The 19,216-nt window shown below is 63.9% G+C and carries 20 protein-coding genes; 8 read left to right on the top strand and 12 right to left on the bottom strand.

Translation table 11 applies throughout. From position 1 onward, the window contains the following. Positions 1 to 11 precede the first annotated feature (11 nt). Positions 12 to 710: a metallophosphoesterase family protein gene (locus H351_RS12395; protein WP_003945097.1), complete on the top strand. Its 699-nt coding sequence runs from the start codon at positions 12 to 14 to the stop codon at positions 708 to 710. Further along, a complete protein-coding gene (locus tag H351_RS12390) occupies positions 700 to 1,563 on the top strand; it encodes a hypothetical protein (RefSeq protein WP_003945080.1) in 864 nt (287 codons plus the stop codon). Before H351_RS12395 ends, H351_RS12390 begins: the two co-directional genes overlap by 11 nt. On the opposite strand, the gene H351_RS12385 is transcribed toward H351_RS12390, so the two are convergent. Both H351_RS12385 and H351_RS12380 read right to left on the bottom strand, forming a co-directional pair. Beyond that, positions 1,556 to 2,662: a winged helix DNA-binding domain-containing protein gene (locus H351_RS12385; protein WP_029255804.1), complete on the bottom strand. Its 1,107-nt coding sequence runs from the start codon at positions 2,660 to 2,662 to the stop codon at positions 1,556 to 1,558. The two genes, H351_RS12390 and H351_RS12385, sit on opposite strands and share 8 nt — an antisense overlap. A gap of 10 nt (positions 2,663 to 2,672) precedes the next feature. Next, complete coding sequence (locus tag H351_RS12380; protein ID WP_029255805.1) at positions 2,673 to 3,938, bottom strand: sensor histidine kinase; 1,266 nt, start codon at positions 3,936 to 3,938, stop codon at positions 2,673 to 2,675. 126 nt (positions 3,939 to 4,064) lie between these two features. On the opposite strand from H351_RS12380, the gene H351_RS12375 reads away from it, so the two are divergent. Next, on the top strand, positions 4,065 to 4,301 hold the full coding sequence (locus tag H351_RS12375; RefSeq protein ID WP_007736112.1) for a hypothetical protein: 237 nt from the start codon (positions 4,065 to 4,067) through the stop codon (positions 4,299 to 4,301). A 3-nt stretch (positions 4,302 to 4,304) separates the two neighbouring features. On the opposite strand, the gene H351_RS12370 is transcribed toward H351_RS12375, so the two are convergent. The 6 genes from H351_RS12370 to H351_RS12345 all read right to left on the bottom strand — a co-directional run bounded on the left by H351_RS12370 (position 4,305) and on the right by H351_RS12345 (position 10,401). After that, the gene (locus H351_RS12370; RefSeq protein WP_019749347.1) at positions 4,305 to 5,474 is read right to left on the bottom strand and encodes an ABC transporter ATP-binding protein; all 1,170 of its coding nucleotides are present in this window, start codon (positions 5,472 to 5,474) and stop codon (positions 4,305 to 4,307) included. A gap of 4 nt (positions 5,475 to 5,478) precedes the next feature. Next, entirely contained in the window at positions 5,479 to 6,309 is an 831-nt protein-coding gene (locus H351_RS12365; RefSeq protein ID WP_029255806.1) for a carbohydrate ABC transporter permease, read from the bottom strand. A gap of 1 nt (position 6,310) precedes the next feature. Continuing rightward, positions 6,311 to 7,192: a carbohydrate ABC transporter permease gene (locus H351_RS12360; protein WP_044480569.1), complete on the bottom strand. Its 882-nt coding sequence runs from the start codon at positions 7,190 to 7,192 to the stop codon at positions 6,311 to 6,313. Positions 7,193 to 7,272: 80 nt separating this feature from the next. Then, positions 7,273 to 8,610: an ABC transporter substrate-binding protein gene (locus tag H351_RS12355; protein WP_029255808.1), complete on the bottom strand. Its 1,338-nt coding sequence runs from the start codon at positions 8,608 to 8,610 to the stop codon at positions 7,273 to 7,275. A 227-nt stretch (positions 8,611 to 8,837) separates the two neighbouring features. Then, positions 8,838 to 9,332, bottom strand: a complete 495-nt coding sequence (locus tag H351_RS12350) for a general stress protein (RefSeq protein ID WP_003945065.1) — start codon at positions 9,330 to 9,332, stop codon at positions 8,838 to 8,840. A 106-nt stretch (positions 9,333 to 9,438) separates the two neighbouring features. Further along, positions 9,439 to 10,401: an HpcH/HpaI aldolase/citrate lyase family protein gene (locus tag H351_RS12345; RefSeq protein ID WP_020908461.1), complete on the bottom strand. Its 963-nt coding sequence runs from the start codon at positions 10,399 to 10,401 to the stop codon at positions 9,439 to 9,441. 72 nt (positions 10,402 to 10,473) lie between these two features. On the opposite strand from H351_RS12345, the gene H351_RS12340 reads away from it, so the two are divergent. The 5 genes from H351_RS12340 to H351_RS12320 all read left to right on the top strand — a co-directional run bounded on the left by H351_RS12340 (position 10,474) and on the right by H351_RS12320 (position 16,003). Next, complete coding sequence (locus H351_RS12340; protein ID WP_019749352.1) at positions 10,474 to 11,760, top strand: magnesium transporter MgtE N-terminal domain-containing protein; 1,287 nt, start codon at positions 10,474 to 10,476, stop codon at positions 11,758 to 11,760. Continuing rightward, complete coding sequence (locus tag H351_RS12335; RefSeq protein ID WP_003945067.1) at positions 11,757 to 12,299, top strand: DUF1003 domain-containing protein; 543 nt, start codon at positions 11,757 to 11,759, stop codon at positions 12,297 to 12,299. The genes H351_RS12340 and H351_RS12335 overlap by 4 nt, the downstream gene beginning before the upstream one ends. Positions 12,300 to 12,414: 115 nt before the next feature. Further along, positions 12,415 to 13,833 (top strand): lytic transglycosylase domain-containing protein, encoded by a 1,419-nt coding sequence (locus H351_RS12330; protein WP_244891483.1) that lies wholly within the window; start codon positions 12,415 to 12,417, stop codon positions 13,831 to 13,833. A gap of 145 nt (positions 13,834 to 13,978) precedes the next feature. Next, positions 13,979 to 14,842 carry a lytic transglycosylase domain-containing protein gene (locus tag H351_RS12325; protein WP_003945171.1) on the top strand — a complete coding sequence of 288 codons (864 nt, stop codon included), beginning with the start codon at positions 13,979 to 13,981 and terminating at the stop codon, positions 14,840 to 14,842. 24 nt (positions 14,843 to 14,866) lie between these two features. Continuing rightward, entirely contained in the window at positions 14,867 to 16,003 is a 1,137-nt protein-coding gene (locus tag H351_RS12320; protein ID WP_029255810.1) for an Mrp/NBP35 family ATP-binding protein, read from the top strand. Between the two features lie 65 nt (positions 16,004 to 16,068). Here the strand turns inward: H351_RS12320 and tatB are convergent, their stop codons facing one another. The 4 genes from tatB to sigE form a co-directional block, all read right to left on the bottom strand. After that, a complete protein-coding gene (gene tatB / locus H351_RS12315) occupies positions 16,069 to 16,461 on the bottom strand; it encodes a Sec-independent protein translocase protein TatB (protein ID WP_003945177.1) in 393 nt (130 codons plus the stop codon). Between the two features lie 74 nt (positions 16,462 to 16,535). Further along, complete coding sequence (locus tag H351_RS12310) at positions 16,536 to 18,014, bottom strand: S1C family serine protease (protein ID WP_029255811.1); 1,479 nt, start codon at positions 18,012 to 18,014, stop codon at positions 16,536 to 16,538. 99 nt (positions 18,015 to 18,113) lie between these two features. Continuing rightward, complete coding sequence (locus H351_RS12305; RefSeq protein ID WP_020970204.1) at positions 18,114 to 18,473, bottom strand: hypothetical protein; 360 nt, start codon at positions 18,471 to 18,473, stop codon at positions 18,114 to 18,116. 52 nt (positions 18,474 to 18,525) lie between these two features. Continuing rightward, positions 18,526 to 19,122, bottom strand: a complete 597-nt coding sequence (sigE, locus tag H351_RS12300) for an RNA polymerase sigma factor SigE (protein WP_029255812.1) — start codon at positions 19,120 to 19,122, stop codon at positions 18,526 to 18,528. Between the last annotated feature and the right edge of the window lie 94 nt (positions 19,123 to 19,216).

The raw sequence follows: 19,216 nt of genomic DNA, 5'->3' as shown, positions 1-19,216 counted from the left end.
GCGTCGTCGAAATGGTCTCCGTTCTCGCTGTCAGCGACGAGACCGTCGAATTCCTGTGGAGCAGTCAAGTTCGTTCACTCGGAGTCGACGTGATCCTGGGCGCGGGCGATCTGCCGTTTGCGTATCTGGAGTACCTGTCTGACCAACTGAATGCGCCGTGCGTGTTCGTTCCCGGAAACCACGACGTCGATCTGTCCGGATATTCGAACAAGAGATCCGGTTGGATGCGGGCAGGTATGCCGGCGCAGTGGCCCGGCCCGACCGGCGCAGTCAACGCCGACGGACGCATCGTGACCGTCGCCGGTCTGCGGATCGCGGGCCTCGGTGGTTCCATCCGATACAACACGGGCCCCAATCAGTGGTCCGAGCGCCAGCAGAGCCGACGCGCCCGCTCGCTCACCTGGCGAAACGCCTGGCAATCGCGGCTTCCCGGCGGCCGGGCGGGCGTGGATGTGCTGCTCACCCACAGCCCCGCCCGCGGTGTCGGCGACGCCGAGGATCGGCCACATCGTGGGTTCGAATGCTTCACCCCCTTGATCCGCACCCTCGATCCGACGGTCATGATTCACGGACACATCCACCCGCACGGGCGAACACCTCTCGATCTGGAGGTAGGCCGGACTATCGTGCTCAATACCGTCGGCTTCACGCTGATGGAGATTTCCCCAGGTACTCCGCCGACGATCGTGAGGCGCCGACATGGCTCGTGACACCGGATTTCCCACAGCCGACGCGGAAAACGACTTCGCTCGTCAGCGTCGACGGGCCGACGTTGCCCGTCTGGTCAGTTGGCTACGACGCGAACCGGACGACGTCAACGCGATCCTGCCGTTCGACGAGGTTGTCGCAGCGCTCGGCAAGGTTGGTGAGAAGTCTCTGGGTCTACAGGTCGTCACCATCGAATCGATAGTCGGAAGTGTCGACCGCACAGGTGATTTCGACAGGTACTTCCGTCCGACGTCCACTCATTCGCGCGCTCGTTGGGAGCGACTTGCGGTGGCGCAACGACGCGGCGAATCGGTGCCACCCGTTCAGTTGTACCGTGTCGGCTCCATGCATTTCGTGATCGACGGACACCACCGAGTGTCCATTGCGTGTGCGATGCACCAGAAGACAATCGACGCGTACGTCACCGAGATCATCACGCGCATCTCGCCGGAAGGCATCACTCAGCGCGCCGATCTGCTCATCAAGGACCATCGCCGACTCTTCCTCACTCGCGTTCCGCTGCAGGGTTCACAACGCGAAGCTGTCCAGGTCACCGACCCGTGGGAGTACGCCGAACTCAGTGAGTGCGTGGAGGCGTGGGGTTTTCGGCTCATGCAGGAAAAGGGTGAGTTCCTCGGCCGAGACACGGTCGCCCGGCGCTGGTTCGGCGAGGAGTTTCTCCCCGTCGTGCGAATGCTGAGGGGCGCCGACATGTTGCCCGAGCACACCGACGCCGAGGCGTACTTGTGGATCGCCCGGGAGCGGTACCGACTGGTGCGGCGGCACATGTGGAATGACGAGATCGTGGCCGAACTACGCGATCGAGCACCGCGAAAGCACAAGCCTGCTACGTAGCGACAGCGAACCGCACCTCTCGGGTCGGGATCTTCGGGTGCATGAACTTCAGCAACGAACGCGCTTCTTTCTCGATGGACGCGAGCGCGGTCTTCGGTTGCTGCGCAAACAGAGTCGCGCTCAACTCGACGGTCTCCTTTGCCGGCGTCACCGCTGCGAATCCCACCACCTTTCCGCGCACCAGGATGGCGGGCTTGATTATGCCGTTGACGGTGAAGACGCGAGTTCGATACTGCTCGTCCATGATTCGCGAGCGGTCGGCGTGCGAGAGCAGGATGTTGTCGAACGGAGCAAGGATTCTGACCGGCGGTGTTCCGGAGGTCGGTCGTGGCGCGTCCGGCAGGTCGAACACCTCGGCCCCTTTCGCGTCGACAAAGGTGATCAAGCCCGGACGTAGCCTCTCGAAGACTTCGGCGAGTCTCGTGAGTCCCGACCACGCTTGCGCATCCTTCACGCTCGCGGGCCCGAAGGCAGCCAGATAGCGCAGCACCATCGCGTCGGGATCTGGAGTTGAACTCACCTCTGCGCCAAGCCAATTCTCCAACGTCGTCAGTGCCGGTGCTCCGGATCGTCCCCACAGACCTCGCGGTGGGACCTGCACCATCGGCAGAAGCCCTCGAACTCCGTGCGCCAGTCCTTCGGCCGCGTGGCCGGGAAAGCGCTCTGCCAGTATCGGTCTCATCTGCATCTGAGTAAGCGGCCCGTCCGCTACCAGGTCACGCCCCGCCTGCGCAAGCGCGTCGAGATCCAACCCGGTGAGCGCCGCACGCTGAGTGCTGTTGGTGTGGAGATCGCGTTCCATGATCGTCTGAACCGTGGCCCGGAAGGGACCCGCATCGGCGGCCGAGAGGGCAAAGACCGTGCCCCGCATGGCAACCAGCCGCACCACCTGGCGCTTCTCGACAAGGGTGGAGAGGTCTTCTGCCGCAAAGTTCTTCAGCCGCGCCCACAGTGCCAGGTAGGGCGGATTCGGCGCCTGGGCCTGCAGACCTGCCAGGTGCTCGATCGCATCCAACGCGCTGACCTCGGCCCGCCGCAGCAGGAACTGCCGCGCCAGAGTCGCCAGGTTGAGCTCGCGATCGGTGATCAGTGCAGCCATCGACAACTCCTCAACGATCGTGGTCAGGGGCGGTGACGATCTCGAACGGTATCTCGACTCGCGCGAGGGTTCCGGACTCTTCACCCGGTCCGACCGAGAACGAGCCACCAGCGGCAACCACACGCAGTTCGTGCGAGAGCAGTCCGATGTGCCCGGCGGCCCGTCGTTGGGCAATCCGATCGGCGCTGATCCCCCGACCGTCGTCCGAGACCACGAGCACCGCACGGTGGTCCAGCCGCGCAAGCTCGATCCGGACGCTCTGCGCGCCGGCATGTTTGACGACGTTGCCCAGAAGCTCTCGGGTGGCGCCGAACAAGACCTCGTCCGCGGACGTGCGTAAATCGTCGTTCCAGCCCGAAGTGTCGACGTCGACCACCACTCCGCCGCGTCCCTGCGCCGAGCGCGCGAGGTCCCCGATCGCGCGGGCAAGACCCACGTGGACGAGAACTGTGGGATGCAGTTCCGAGACGGACGATCTCAGCAGCGTTGTCGCTTCACCGAGCGCTTTCCCGGCTCGCGCCAACGCGACGGGTTCCGCACTGCCTGCCAATTCGTCGAGATCCATCCGCGCCGCGAGAACGTACTGGAGCGCCCCGTCGTGCAATTGCTCGGACAGTTCTGTGCGCTCACGCTGCTCGAGCCCCATGAGTTCGGCCAGAAGGCTCGTGCGATGCCCGACGAGGTGCCCGATGGTCAACACTCGCGACCTTTGAATCCGAGTCAATCCGATTGCGCCCGCACCCACCCCGGCCAAGGCCATGGTACTCAGCAGGATCGACGGCCACGGCTCGGAATTCGAAGTCATCGTTGCCCAACTGGAAGCAAAAAACACACCGATCGTGCAGGCAACGACGCCGACACACACGTCCGTCCGCAGTTGCGTACACGCAAGAACCGGAATGACGAAGAGCCCGTTGCTCAAGATGTCGGCGGTCCAACTCTGCTCGGCTGCGAGACCGGTCAGCAATGTCAGAGTTGCGAGCACGGCGAGGTCGACGAACAAGCCGAGCCAGATCATCGTCACCGGGCCGGTGCCGCCTTTGCGGATCCACAGCGCCACGGCTGCCGACCAGAGGGCATAGGCGCCCAGAATCGCGAAACACCATCCCGCGTCGTTCATCGGCGGGACGAAGATCAGCGTCAGGGCGATGAACAGCACCAGAGCGCCGCGCACCGTCAGTTGGAGGTACGCACCGCGGTAGGCGTGTTCGCGCATGATCCGTTCGAGGTCCGGGCCGCCGGGCAGGTGCTCGGTTCGTACCGAGGATTCGTTCATCTGTCCTCCTGTGCCGCCCATCCCAGTTCCCTGTGAATGAGCTTCGCACACGAGATTTCACAATCAACCCGCAATACCGTGAATGGCACAGCATTCACCGAACCTCGAAACCACGCAGGAGTGCTCATGATCTCGACCCGAGCAAGCAAGCGCCGCATCGCCACTCGATTTGCCGTCGCCGGCGCCCTGGCAGCGGCGCCGATCGCCGTGGTCGCCGGGACAGCGCAAGCCGCCCCGGCCTCCACCCATCACGAACAATTCGGCCGCCTGGTCCCCCTACCCGAGCCGGCCGACGCAGCGCCCGGCCCCGAACAGGTACCGCTCCCCTGGGGCGCGACGTATTCGGTCACCTTGCCCGGGTAAAGGTCACAGCAGCAGATTGGCTCCCGTACCGCCGTCGAACACTGCGATCTTGGCGGGATCGAACCACAGATCGATAGACCTGCCCTGGGCCACGGTGGACTCGGACGAGAGCCTGGCAACCAGTTGACCGCCACCAGCGACGGCCGTTCCCGAATCGGCGGCGAGTTCCTCGAGTTCACGAGAATTGACGGCGGGGCCACCAGCGAGGAAATACGCGTACTTGTCGGAACCCATCGATTCCAGCACGTCGACGTCGACGGTGAACGTCCCACCGTGCGGCTTCTGCGCTGCATCGACCAGCGCCACGTCCTCGAAATGTTCCGGCCTGATACCGACCACGACGTCCTTGCCCGAGCCGCTGCCCGAGATCTTCGACTGCGCCGCCGCGGGCAGGCGAACATCGCCGATCGGCGTGCTGACGCCGTCCGCCGTCAACTGTCCGGGGAAGAAGTTCATGGACGGGGACCCGATGAACCCCGCCACGAACAGATTGTTCGGACGATCGTAGAGTTCCTGCGGCGCACCGATCTGTTGCACGATTCCGCCGCGCAGCACGACTACCCGATCGCCGAGCGTCATCGCCTCGGTCTGGTCGTGGGTCACGTAAATCGTTGTCGTACCGAGTCGCTGCTGCAGACGGGCGATCTCCGTCCTCATCTGCACGCGCAGTTTGGCGTCCAGGTTGGAAAGCGGCTCGTCCATGAGAAACGCCTTCGGGCTGCGCACGATTGCGCGTCCCATCGCGACACGCTGACGCTGACCGCCCGACAGGTTCGCCGGTTTGCGATCGAGATGCTGGGTGAGGTCGAGCACCCGCGCTGCGTCGTCGACCTTGGCGTTGATCTCGTCCTTGGACATCTTCGCCAAGGTCAGTGGGAACGCGATGTTCTGGCGCACCGTCATGTGCGGATACAGAGCATACGACTGGAACACCATCGCGATGTCGCGGTCCTTGGGGGCGCGTTCGTTGACGCGTTCGCCCGCAATCCTCAGCTCGCCGGTCGAAATGTCTTCCAGCCCGGCAATCATGTTGAGAGTCGTGGATTTTCCACAACCGGAGGGGCCCACGAGAATGATGAATTCTCCGTCGGCGATGGTGATGTCGACATCACTGACCGCCTTGGCTCCGTCCGGGTACAGCTTGGTCACCTTGTCCAGCACGATCTCGGCCACAGGCTTATCCCTTCACTGCGCCGGAAGTAAGCCCGGCCACGATACGACGTTGGAAGAACAGAACAAAGATGATGATCGGAATGGTGATGACCATGGCGGCCGCGGCGATCGACCCGGTGGGCTCCTCGAATTGTGAAGCGCCGGTGAAGTTCGCGATGGCCGCAGGGGCGGTGATGGAGCGTTCGGTCGACGTCAACGAGATCGCGAACAACAGATCGTTCCAGCAGAAGATGAAAACCAAGATGCCCGCAGTGACGATACCGGGCGCGGCCAGTGGAGCCACCACCTTCCGGAACGCCTGACCCGGCGTCGCGCCGTCCATCTGAGCCGCCTTCTCGAGTTCCCACGGAATCTCTTTGAAGAACGCCGAGAGCGTATAGATCGCCAACGGCAACGCAAATGTGATGTACGGCAGGATGAGTCCGGCCCAGGTGTCGAAGAGTCCGAGCCGTCGTTCGATGTCGAACAGCGGGCTCACCAATGAAATCTGCGGGAACATCGCGATCAGCAGTGCAACACCCACCAGCAGCTTCTTGCCCGGAAAATCCAGGCGCGCAATGGCGTACGCTGCCATGGTCCCGATCACCACGGCGATGACCGTCGAGATGAGTCCGATACCGATGGAGTTGATCAGAGCACTGGTGAAGGCGCTGGTGTCGAAGATTCCTCGGTAGTTGTCCAGGGTCCACTTCTCCGGAATGAACTTGCCGCCCTTGATCGTTCCGGCCGGTTTGAAGGACAGGCTGGCGATCCACAGGACGGGAACCAGCGCGTACAGCAAGACCAGAAGGTTGACGACGGACCAGCTGATCTTGAGTCTGGGAGTCACGGTCATGTCAGCGTCCTTCCGTATCGGATCCGGGAGCCGAAGCACCGAAAAGTTTGATGAAGATGAACGCGATCACGGCCACACACACGAAGATCAGCACGCTGATCGCGGATCCGATGCCCAGGTTGAATGCCTTGAACAGATTGTCGTAACCCAGAATCGACACCGACCCGGTGTCGTTCGCTCCCTTCGTCAGCACGTAGATGTTGTCGAAGATGCGGAATGCGTCGAGTGTGCGGAACAGCAGAGCGACGAGGATGGCGGGCTTCATCAGCGGAAGGATGATGCGTACCAACCGGGTCCACGCGCCGGCGCCGTCCACCTGAGCCGCCTTGAGAAGGTCATCGGGCACGAGCGCCAAGCCGGCCAGCAGGAGCAGCGCCATGAACGGCGTCGTCTTCCAGACCTCGGCAAGGACGATGATCGCGAGCGACGGGATCTGGTCGGTGAGCGGCGCACTGCCGTCGGGCAGGAGATTGGCGAGGTAGCCGGTCCCCGGCGTCCACGCGTAGTACCAGCTGTATGCCGCCGCGACGGTGACGATGCCGTACGGGATGAGCACAACGGTGCGGACGAGCCCCTTGCCCACGATCGTTCGGTGCATCACCAGTGCGATGGTCAGTCCGAGAACGAACTCGATGACGACCGAGACGACAGTGATCGACGTCGTCACCGCGAACGCTTGCCACCAGTAACCGTCGGTCAGCACCGACACGTAGTTGTCGAACCACACGAACTTTCGTTGATCCGGGAAGCGCAGGTCGTAGCGCTGCAAACTCAGCCAAACGGCGTAGACCACCGGATATGCGGTCACCGCGATCATGAGAATCGCGGCCGGGGCCACCAGCCAGAGACCGAGGCGACGCTCGGCCGCCTTTCCGTCCGACATCTTCGACTTCGCGGAGTGCTTCGGCTCCGGCGAGGGCGTCGCGACTGTTGGTGCAGCTCCCGAATTTTCGCTGTCGATCGTCACGGAATCAGCCCCTCGGAATTGACTGCCTTGCGTACCTGCTCGGCAAGATCGTTCACGGTCGATTCCGGATCGATGTTTCCTACAGGGTTCAGCGTGGCAGTGATGAGCGTCGAAATACTCTGATAGGCAGGAGAAACCGGACGAACCGAAGCGGTGTCCAGGCTGTCGCGAACCTCACGCCACGCCGGGTACGCCTCCTGGAACGCCGGGTCGTCGTACAGGCTCTCGAGAGTCGGCGGAACGCCACCGGCTACCGCGTTGTTGCGCTGATTCTCCTCGTTACGCAGACAGGTGAGCGCCTCGAACGCGAGGTCCGGATGCTGGCTGGTCTTGGCCACCGCTACGTTGAAGCCACCGATCGTGACCTCGGCCGGCTTACCCTCGATCACCGAGGGATACGGAGCGGCAAGGAAATTCCGTTCTCCGTTCACCGTGAGCACCGTGTTTCCGGTGTTCTCACTGGTGACGTTGCCCTTGTCGTCGATGTACGCCAGATCGCCCTTCTCGGCGTTCTCCATGATGCCGGGCAGCACGAACGGCCAGTTGACCTGGAAGGCAGATTTGCCGCTCTCCATACCCAATCGCGACGACGCTTCATCCCCCTGCGAGATCGAGGGATCCGCACCCTTCGCGGTAGCGACGCGCTTCATGACGGTCAGCGCCTGCTGGGCAGCATCACCGTCGGCCACCGTCACGGTTGTTCCGTCCGGCCCCACCACCGATCCGCCGGCACTGGCGAGAAGGGTGTTGAACCAGACCATCAATCCTTCGTATTGCTTGCCCTGCACACCGATCCAGCTGGGGCGCCCCTCCGCGGCCAGGCCTTCGGAGACGTCGATCATCTGATCCCAGGTTTGGGGTGGTTGCCCGTCCGGCATCAAATCCTTTCGATACCAGAGCAATTGGGTGTTGGTGTTCAATGGCGCCGCATAGAGTTGGTCCTGCCACTTCGCCGACTCCAGCGGACCCTCGAGAGTCCCGTTGCTGACCTCGGCCGCCACGTCGTCAGGAAGCGGCAATGCCCATCCGGCTTCGGCGAATTCGGCAGTCCACACCACGTCGAGCGTCATCAGATCGAGCGACTTGTCATTACCGGTCAGACGCCGAGCCAACTGAAGTCGCTGGTCGTCGGCACCCTTGGGCAGCGTTTTCTGCTCGACCCGGTACGCGCCGTTCGACGCCGCCGAACAATTGGCGGCGGCCTCCGCATACTGCTCGGCGCCGTCGGCGGCGGTGTAGAAGGACAGCACCACGCCGTCGTCATTGTCTGATCCACACGCACTGAGCAAGGGCGCCAACAACAATGTCGCCGCGCCGAGCAGCCCCACCCTCAATTTCTTCTTCTGCCCCGCCTGCAATCTCTTGTTCTGCACAGCCGTCCTCCTCGGGCGGCGAGACGGCACAGTCGATTCGGCTGGCCGACGCACCACACATCGGCACTTTTCCCGGAGAAGGGACCTATTTCCTTGTCCGGCAAACGGTCACGGGAAGCGAGTACTACCTCGCCCGCGTGTACATAAAGTAACCGAGATCACACAAGTTGGCAGCCCGAGCGAGAATGTCAGATGGCGAGCTTGGCGAGCAGGTCGCGCGCCGACTCCGCCGTCTTGGGCTCACACAGTACGTCGTAACGTCCGGCGACCAACTGCATCGTCGAGGCGAAGTCCCGCTGCCCACGCGTCGCGGCGTACGGGATGGTCGTGGAGATGACACCGAAGATGATGCCGCCCACGATGCCCGCGATCAGCGGAGCGAGGAACCCGCCGGTGACGATTCCGAGCACCAGGCCGAAGAAGACACCCAGCCAGGCACCGGAGACGATGCCACCACCGATCACCTTGGCCCACGTCAACCGGCCGAGAACTCGCTCGACCTGCATCAGGTTCACGCCGACGATCGTGACGTCCTGAACCGGGAATTCTTGATCGGAGAGGTAATCGACTGCGCGCTGCGCCTCGGCGTAGGTGGGGTACGACCCGATGGGCCATCCCGAAGGCGGTGTCGGCAACGCTCCACGGCGCGACCCATTCGACGATTGACCGAGCGGATTGGACATGGCTGGCTGCGCTCCTCTTTTCGGGCACGTCATCCACGCGGACGACGCAAGTACATCTACCCCTATTGTGCCCTTTACAGACCTGATTCGTTCGGCTATGCGAGCGTCAGGCGTGTTCGGGCGGCGTGAATTCCGACGTGCGCGTCATCCCCGCTGCGCGGCCCTTGGCCGAAATCACCAGTGCCATCTTGCGACTCGCCTCGTCGATCATCTCGTCGCCGAGCATGACGGCGCCCCGCCCTCCTCCGGCGGCCGAGGTGTGGAACGCGTACGCGTCCAAGATGAGTTCTGCACGGTCGTAATCGGATTGGCGCGGACTGAACACCTCGTTGGCCGCCTCGATCTGCGTGGGATGCAGAACCCACTTGCCGTCGAAGCCGAGCGCTGCCGTCCGCGCCGCCGACCGAGTGAAAGCCTCGACGTCGCGAATCTGGAGGTACGGACCGTCGATCGCCTGGACGCCGTGTGCACGTGCGGCCATCAAGATGGTCATCAAGATGTGGTGATACGCGTCACCGCGGTCGTAGCCGTCCGGTTGCTCACCGACGACCAGAGTTCGCATGTTCAAGCTCGCCATGAAGTCGGCCGGGCCGAACACGAGTGCCTCGACGCGGGGACTCGCGGTGGCGATCGCGTCGATGTTGGTCAAGCCGATCGCGTTCTCGATCTGCGGCTCGATTCCGATCTTGCCGACCTCGAGACCGTTGGCCTTCTCGACCTGCGTCAACAACAAATCGAGTGCCTGGACGTGACTCGCGTCGGGAACCTTGGGCAGCAGAATGGCGTCCAGATGCGCTCCGGCGCGGCCGACCACCTCCACTACGTCGGCATACGTCCATTCGGTGGTCCAGTCGTTGACCCGGACGACCTTGACCTGTTTGCCCCACCCGTCCTCGGCCAGCGCGTCGCCGATCGACTCTCGTGCCGCCTGCTTCGCCAACGGCGCCACCGCGTCTTCGAGGTCGAGGAAGATCTCGTCGGCGGGCAATCCCTTCGCCTTGTCGATCATCTTCCGACTGCTGCCGGGAACTGCCAATACCGATCGACGGGAACGGTTGCGTGAAGTCATTGCGGACTGCCCTTCTCGATTTTCGGTGGCGCCGTTGCAGATTTTGACGCTGGACGAATTAGCCTTGCAATCATGGCAGCAGCAGGCAAGGTATTTGCAGCCAGGCTTGCCGGCCTGGTTGTACTCGGCCCGGACGGCGAATCGATCGGTCGTGTGCGCGACGTCGTCATCACGGTCCGTATCGGACGCCAGCAACCGCGGGTTCTCGGTCTGGTGATCGAAATGTTCACGCGCAAACGCATTTTCGTTCCGATGCTCCGCGTGACAGCCATCGAGCCGAGTGCGGTCACCCTGACCACGGGCAACGTCAGTTTGCGGCGCTTCAACCAGCGGCCGGGTGAAGTACTCGCGCTGGCGCAGGTACTCGATTCGCATGTGCGCGTGGACGACCCGGAACTCGAGGAGCTTCACGGCGTCGACACGATAGTCGTCGACCTCGGGATCGAATCGACGCGAACGCGAGACTGGGTCGTCTCGAAGGTCGCCGTTCGCGGCCATCGCGGACGCCTCGGTCGACGCGCGGCGATTCACATCGTCGACTGGCAGCACGTCGCCGGCCTCACCCAGAGCGATCTCTCGCTCCCCGGCCAGGGCGTAGCTCACCTCCTTCTGCAGTACGAAGGGATGCGACCCGCCGATGTGGCCAACGCCATGCGCGAACTGCCGGAGAAGCGCCGCCACGAACTGGCCGTGGCGCTCGACGACGAACGCCTCGCCGACGTCGTGCAGGAACTGCCGGCGGACGACCAGACCGATCTGCTGATGCACCTGGAAGTCGAACGTGCCGCCGATCTACTCGAAGCGATGGATCCCGACGACGCCGCCGACCTGTTGGGCGAGCTGCCCGAGACCGAAGCCGAATCACTGTTGCAGTTGATGGACCCGCAGGATTCCGAACCTGTTCGACGCCTGCTCGAGCACTCCCCGGACACTGCCGGTGGTCTGATGACGCCCGAACCGGTGGTACTGACGGCCTCGACGACCGTCGCCGAGGCCCTTGCCCGCGCCCGCAACTACGACGTGACCCCGGCGCTGTCGAGCATGGTCTTCGTCGTACGTCCGCCGACGGCGACTCCGACCGGGCGGTATCTCGGCTGCGTCCACTTGCAGAAGCTTCTCCGCGAGCCTCCCGCCAGCCTGGTGGGCGGAATACTCGACACCGACATGCCCCGGTTGGCGCCGGACGACTCGCTGGCGTCGGTCACCCGATACTTCGCGACCTACAACTTGGTGTGCGGGCCGGTCGTGGACGACGAGAACCACCTGATCGGGGCCGTGACAGTCGACGACGTGCTCGATCACCTCCTGCCGGAAGACTGGCGTGAGGATTACTCCGACGACGAGGAACTACTCCGATGAGCGAACGGGCGTCGAGCACGACCGCACGGCAACGACTGGAAACGCCTCGCGGAAGCCGCCGGTTCAATCTCGATTTCGACGTCGAAGCTGTCGGACGCGTCAGTGAACGCATCGCCCGCTTCCTCGGTACCGGGCGTTATCTCGCGATCCAGACGATCATCGTGATCGTCTGGATCCTGATCAACGTGTTCGCGGTGGCTCTGCAGTGGGACCCGTATCCGTTCATCCTGCTCAACCTCGCCTTCTCCACCCAGGCTGCCTACGCGGCGCCGCTGATCCTCCTGGCCCAGAATCGTCAGGAGAATCGCGACCGGGTCTCGCTCGAGGAGGACCGCTCACGCGCCGAGCAAACCAAAGCGGACACTGAATTCCTCGCTCGCGAACTCGCGGCGCTGCGCATCGCCGTCGGCGAGGTCGCCACCCGCGACTACCTGCGGCGGGAGCTCGAGGAGATCAAGTCGATCCTTGCCGCCGACGGCGAACCGACCCCGAAGAAGAAGCACCGTGACTCGAATACTGCGAAACAAAGTCACAACTAGCTGAGCGTTCGCTGAGTTTTGCTGCACGCACCGTGACCGATATGTAACGTAAGTCACAGCAGGATGGATTATCACGGTGGGTACTCCGAGGCGGGAGCACCAGCAAAGGGGAATCGTGCGAGTACGCGGAATGATTGCAGCATCCACACTGGTGGGGGGACTGCTTGTCGTAACAGGTCCAGCAGCCCTCACGGCCGGAAGCGCACCATCCGGCGGGTCGCAGGTCCCCATCGCCCTCGCAGGCTCCGCCTCCGTTGCGCAGCCGGACTCTGTCGACTTCCTCCCGACGCCCCGCACCGTCCGAACGCAACGATCGGCCCCACCCAGCGATACGGTCGCCGGCGCTCCGGCAGCGCCCAACGCTGCGGCCGTCGTCCTCACTTCTCTGGGCATCCCCGAGATCGTTCTGAACGCGTACCGATCCGCCGAACTGGTGATGATGACCGAGGCGCCGGGCTGCGGCATCCCTTGGCATCTCCTGGCCGGCATCGGACGCATCGAATCCGGTCACGCCAACGGCGGCAAGACGACGTCGGTGGGTACGACGGTCACCCCGATCCTCGGCCCTGTCCTCGACGGACGGCTGGCAGGCAACGAAGTCATTCGGGACACCGACAAGGGCGCGATCGACGGAGACCCGACCCACGACCGCGCTGTCGGGCCGATGCAGTTCATTCCGGCCACCTGGGCCGGTTATGCCAGCGACGGCAACGGGGACGGAATCAAGGACCCCAACAACGTCTTCGATGCGGCGCTCTCGGCAGCGAAGTACCTCTGCAGCGGCGGCCTCAACCTGCGCGATGTCGCCCAGGAGACCAAAGCTGTTCTGCGGTACAACAACTCGGCCGCCTACGCGGCAAACGTGATCATGTGGTCGACGGCATACAAGAACGGTGTCATTCCTTCCGGCCAGCTCCCGTACACCACCGGCATCAACACCGGCAGCTCGGCGATCAACGCCGCCGCCTCGGCAGACTCCGCCGCTTCGGCCGTTCTCGCCGCTGCTGCAGCTACCGACCCGGCGGCAGGCGACAAGGAATCTGCGTCGACTCCGACCACCACCCCCCCTCTCTTCCCAGGCCTGCCCGACATGCCCGCGCTCTCACCCGAGATCCAGGCACTGATCCCGCCGGGAGTAACGCCGACCAGCCCCACTCCGGGACCCAACGCCGCCCGGAACGCGGCTCCCGGTCCGATCATCCCGCTCCCCGTCCTCACCTCACGGGGTCTCGTCTGGCCGATTCTGACGGCTGAGGGATGGCGCTGGCCCGACGACATGTGCGTGATCCTTCCGGATCCAGCAGCACTCGACGCCTTGCAGGACGGCATCCTTCTGCCGTGCACGGTCCCAGGAATGGCAGTAGCCGCCACGGCACCCGCCACCACCGACGCAGCGCCCGCGGAATCTTCGCCGCCGGCTGCCCCGTCGCCTGAGCCCGCTCCGTCACCCGCACCGGCCCCCGCACCGGAACCGGCCCCGGCTCCGGCATTCGCGCCGTTCTTCCCGGGCCTTCCCGGCATGCCCGCTCTGTAACCAAAAAATCACGAAAGAACAGTGCATATGCCCCAAACTGCCCTTCCAGATCACGGTTGAATAACGGAAGCGCAACAAATCAGGTAGCCTCGACTCCGTCAGTTGAACGGAAAACCTCCTCGCGGAGGTTCAGGAGGCATACACAGTGGGTCGGCACAGCAAGAAGACAGATTCGCACATCCGTCGAAATTCGGTCATCGCGCTCACCGGACTCATCCCTATCGGACTCGTCACCGCAGCCAACACGGCCGGCGCCGCTCCCAAGGTTCCGTTCTTCAACACCAGCTCCGCCGAAACGGTGGACACTGCCGCGCAAGCCACGCAGGAACCGCAAGCGCAGATTCTGCCCGCCGTCGAAGCAATCGCCGAGCCCGCTCCCGCCCCCGCGCCGGAACCCGCGCCGTTGGCTCCCGTGCAGGCGACTCCCCCGCTCCCAGCCTCCATGGCCGAGGGTGCACTCGGAATCCCGAGCGTGAGCGTCGCCGCATACCAGAACGCCGAGCGGATCCTCGCCGTCGAAAAGCCCAACTGCAACATGCACTGGACACTCCTCGCCGGTATCGGCCGCGTCGAATCCGGCCACGCCAACGACGGCAAGGACGCCGACGCGAACGGCAACCTCTACAAGCCCGTGATCGGCCTGCCACTCAACGGCAGCCTTCCCGGCCAGGCCGTCATCATGGACACCGACGGCGGCGCCCTCGACGGCGACACCGTCTACGACCGCGCAGTCGGCCCGATGCAGTTCATCCCGTCCACCTGGAACCAGTACGCCGGCGACGGCAACGGTGACGGAATCGCCGACCCCCAGAACCTTTTCGACTCCGCACTGACCACCGGCAAGTACCTGTGCGACGGCGGACTCAACATGCAGGACGTAACCCAGGTTGCCTCCGCGATCCACCGCTACAACAACTCGGCCGCCTACGTTGCCAACGTTCTGGCCTGGTCGCTCGGGTACTCCACCGGCATCGTGCCCGCCGCATCGGACCTGCCGCGCATCCACTGACCTACCTGGACTTACCATGGAGTCATGTCTGCACTGACCGAGTCCGACGTTCGCTCCGCGCTCGCGCGAGTTCTGGACCCAGAGATCCGCAAACCCATCACCGAGCTGGGGATGGTCAAGGGGATCTCCCTCTCCAGTGACAACAGCGTCGACATCGGCATCTATCTCACGACCGCCGGTTGCCCGATGCGCACCGAGATCACCGAACGCGTCACCAAGGCCGTCGCCGACGTCGCCGGGGTCGGTGCGATCCGCGTCGAACTCGACGTCATGGACGACGCCCAGCGGACCGAGCTCCGCAAGTCGCTTCGCGGCGATTCCGCCGAACCCGTCATCCCGTTCGCCCAGCCGGGTTCACTCACCCGCGTCTACGCCGTAGCCTCCGGCAAGGGTGGCGTCGGAAAGTCCAGTGTGACAGTCAATCTCGCGGCAGCAATGGCCGCGCGCGGGCTGTCTGTCGGCGTACTCGACGCGGATATCTACGGTCACTCGATCCCCCGCATGCTCGGCACCGACGCCAAGCCCACTCAGGTCGAGCGCATGATCATGCCGCCGGTTGCACACGACGTGAAGATGATCTCCATCGCGCAGTTCACCCAGGGCAACACTCCTGTCGTCTGGCGCGGACCGATGCTTCACCGCGCGCTCCAGCAGTTCCTCGCCGACGTGTTCTGGGGCGATCTGGACGTGCTGCTTCTCGATCTGCCGCCAGGCACCGGTGACATCGCCATCTCGGTGGCTCAGCTCATCCCGAGCGCCGAGATCCTGGTCGTCACCACACCGCAGCAGGCCGCTGCCGAGGTCGCCGAGCGAGCGGGCGCCATCGCCCTGCAGACCCGCCAGCGCGTCGCCGGCGTCGTCGAGAACATGTCGTGGCTCGAACTTCCCGACGGCACCCGCATGGACGTCTTCGGCGAAGGCGGCGGGCAGACCGTCTCCGATCGCCTCACGAAGGCCGTCGGCGCCAAGGTTCCGCTTCTCGGACAGATTCCGCTGGACCCATCCGTCCGCGAGGCAGGCGACGCCGGGACGCCGATCGTCCTCAGCGCTCCCGATTCACCCGCTGCCATCGCGCTCAAGGACATCGCCGACAAGTTGGCCGTCCGTCAGCGCGGGCTCGCCGGAATGTCGCTCGGTATCAATACGGTTCGCAACCTGTAGAACCCCCCTCATACGAAAGGGCGCCTGTCACCGATCGGTGACAGGCGCCCTTTCGTATGTCGAATCTAGGTTGCGTCGAAGTCCACAGGAGGGCGTTCGCCCGCGGTGAGTGGCTTGTCCTTCGACAGCGTCTTCGGCTCCTGCACTCCGCTCTGCGGCTTCTTGTCGAAGTTGCCCGTGAAGATAGAGTCGTCGCCGTCGAGGAGGTGCTGGGTGATCACGGCGCGCGGCGTCATTCCGCGCAGCTTGTTCAGATCTGCGAGTGGTTTACGCAGATCCTCGAAATCGGTGCCCAGTTCTTCCTTGAGCTGATTGGAAGCGCCCGAAGCATATTCGCGCACCTGCCTCAGGGACTTCGTGACCCAGGAGACCGCACCAGGAAGCCGCTCAGGTCCCAAGATGACCAGAGCCGCTACGAGGAGGATCATGAACTCGCCCCAACCGATGTTGCCAAACACAGGGTCAGCCTACTGTGTGCTCGCTCGGTGCGCGCATGTCCGGATCAACCTCACAGGAAGATCGCAGGGTCCGATCAGTCGGACACCGGCGTGACCGAAATGTCGACCTGCCGTCCGTCGCGGATCAACTGGACGTTGACCGGCTGATCGACGGTCGTCGCGTTGACCGCAACCACCAGTTCGTCGGCACTCGTCACCGGTCGGTCACCGACCTTGACGATGACGTCACCCTCGACGATTCCCGCACGTTGAGCTGGGCTGCCGTCGCGGACGTTGGCCACCGCAGCACCGCTGGTCGCGTCGTTGACCGCGGTGCGGGCATTCACGCCGATGTCGGGGTGATGAACCTTGCCGTCTCGAATGATGGTCTGCGCCACCTCGGTGACCGTATCGATCGGAATCGCGAAGCCGAGCCCGACCGAACCACCGGACTCGCTGAGCATGGCCGTGTTGATACCGATGACGCGGGCTTCGTCGTCGACGAGTGCACCACCCGAGTTGCCGTGGTTGATCGCCGCATCGGTCTGGACGGCGTCGATGACGGCGTTGGTGTCGGTGCCTTCACCCGACAAACGCAGAGGCCGGTTCAGCGCACTGACGATCCCGCGGGTGACGGTCTTGCTCAATCCGAGCGGTGAGCCGACGGCGACGACGTCGTCGCCGACCTGAACATCCTCGGATTTTCCGAGCTGAGCGACCGTCAGATTGTTGGCCGACACCTTGAGCACCGCGAGGTCTGTCTTGACGTCACGTCCGACGATCTGGGCGTCGGTCTTGGTTCCGTCGGAGAAGATCACCTGGATCTTCGCGTCCTGAGCAGGCGGTACGGCCGAGGAGATCACGTGGTTGTTGGTGACGATGTATCCGGCGCCGTCGATGACCACACCGGAACCCGTACTGCCCTGGTCACCGACGGCGACCTGAATCGACACCACGGAAGGCAACACTGCGTCGGCGACCTTCGCCACCTGCGACTCCGGCTGTTCCCCGCCGCCGGATTGAACCAGCGTGACACGTGAGCTGGTGAGTGAACTGCGGTCGGCGGTGATGACAGTGGCGAGCAAGCCACCGACAAGAGCGATGACAAGTGCCATGCCCGCAAGCGCGGCCAGTGCGGAGGGGGCGACCTTGCGACCGAACAACAGCTCACGCACGTCGAGCTTCTGGGCGGGAGGCAACCGCACCGGCGCCTCGGACTCTGCAGGCTTGCCCAGCGAGACCTCGGATTCAGGATCGCGCCACGGATCACGCGAGGGTTCTTCGTCGGGTGTGTTGTTCGCAGACGCCTCGGGATCGCGACCGATCGACTCGGTGGCGTCAGCGGGTCGACCGAACGCTTCGGCCAGAACCGGGTCCGGATTCCCGATCACGACATCGGAAGACGGGGTCGATCGCGTGGCAATCGGAGTGAACGAGCCCTCGACTCCACTCGGCCGACCGAACACCTGGCGCGAGGCCGGATCGATCTGAGGTCGGTACACCGGCCGGGGGTCGAGCACCGGCGCATCTGCCGGTCGATCCGCAGAACCGCTTGCCGAAGAATCCGCGCTCACTCCGGAGTGCCCCCTCTTTCCGTCAGTCACGTTGTCCAGTATCACTGATCCGTGCCGGGAAGCTGGCGCGCGGCGTCATTTGCGCCAGCGCGCGCGGCGTCATTTGCGCCAGCGACGGGACAACCGCTTGCTGATGGTGGAAAAGCCTGCGGGCTGATTGCCGACGGAACCGTCGGCATTTTCCGAATTGGGTCCGGTGGTCGGACTGTTGCACGAGGGAATCTGACTGAGAAGTCCAACCAGGGACAACGGCATCGTCATCTCGCCGCTTCGACGCAGCGCACCACGTGCCTGCTGCTGAGCATCGACGGCCGCAGCGCACTCGGCGCAGATCGAGATGTGATGCGAGGCCCGCAAGTAGGCCTGCATTCGGAGTTCTCCGTCGACGTAGGCAGCGATTGCCTCGCTGGCCAGATGTTCGGTCGAACCGAACTGGCGATGTGCCCGCGCCTCCGTCATTCGTCCCTCCAGGTGATTGACCACGTCCCGCTCTGTAGCTCGAACCCGACCGTCAGAAACCGACGAGTTCGGATTCGGCTGCGCGCTGCGCTGCCAGATGATCACGAATCGCCTGTCGCCCACGATGGATACGGCTACGAACCGTTCCGAGCTTCACTCCCAGTGTGGCACCGATTTCCTCGTACGACAGACCTTCGATGTCACAGAGCACAACAGCGGCGCGAAATTCAGGTGCGAGTGAGTCGAGTGCGGCCTGCAGACCTGCGTCGAGGCGCGCGTCGTGGTAGATCTGCTCGGGGTCCGGACCGGGTGAGGGAACGCGGTCGTAGTCCTCGGGCAGCGCTTCCATACGGATGCGGTTGCGTCGGCGAACCATGTCGAGGAACAGGTTTGTGGTGATGCGGTGCAGCCAGCCCTCGAAAGTTCCGGGCTGATAATCGGAGAGCGAGCGGAACACCCGAATGAATGTGTCCTGCGTCAAGTCCTCGGCGTCCTGGGCATCGCCTGACAACCGGTAGGCCAGGCGGTACACCCGGTCACCGTGCTGACGCACGAGTTCGTCCCAAGACGGCATGGAGGACTTCTCACCAGTTGCATCGAACACAGCAGTGCCGATCAATTCGGAATCCACAGCCGATTCCGTCGTCAAAACTTCCGACTCTCGAGGGCGAGGCTCGTCGTTGACCTGGTAAATAAGTTGATCCTCCTGCTCGGGATCGCGTAGTTCGATCACCGCGTTGTCC

It is taken from the genome of Rhodococcus erythropolis R138, from assembly GCF_000696675.2.
Classification (GTDB): domain Bacteria; phylum Actinomycetota; class Actinomycetes; order Mycobacteriales; family Mycobacteriaceae; genus Rhodococcus_F; species Rhodococcus_F erythropolis.
This window is presented reverse-complemented; position numbering and strand designations above follow the sequence as displayed.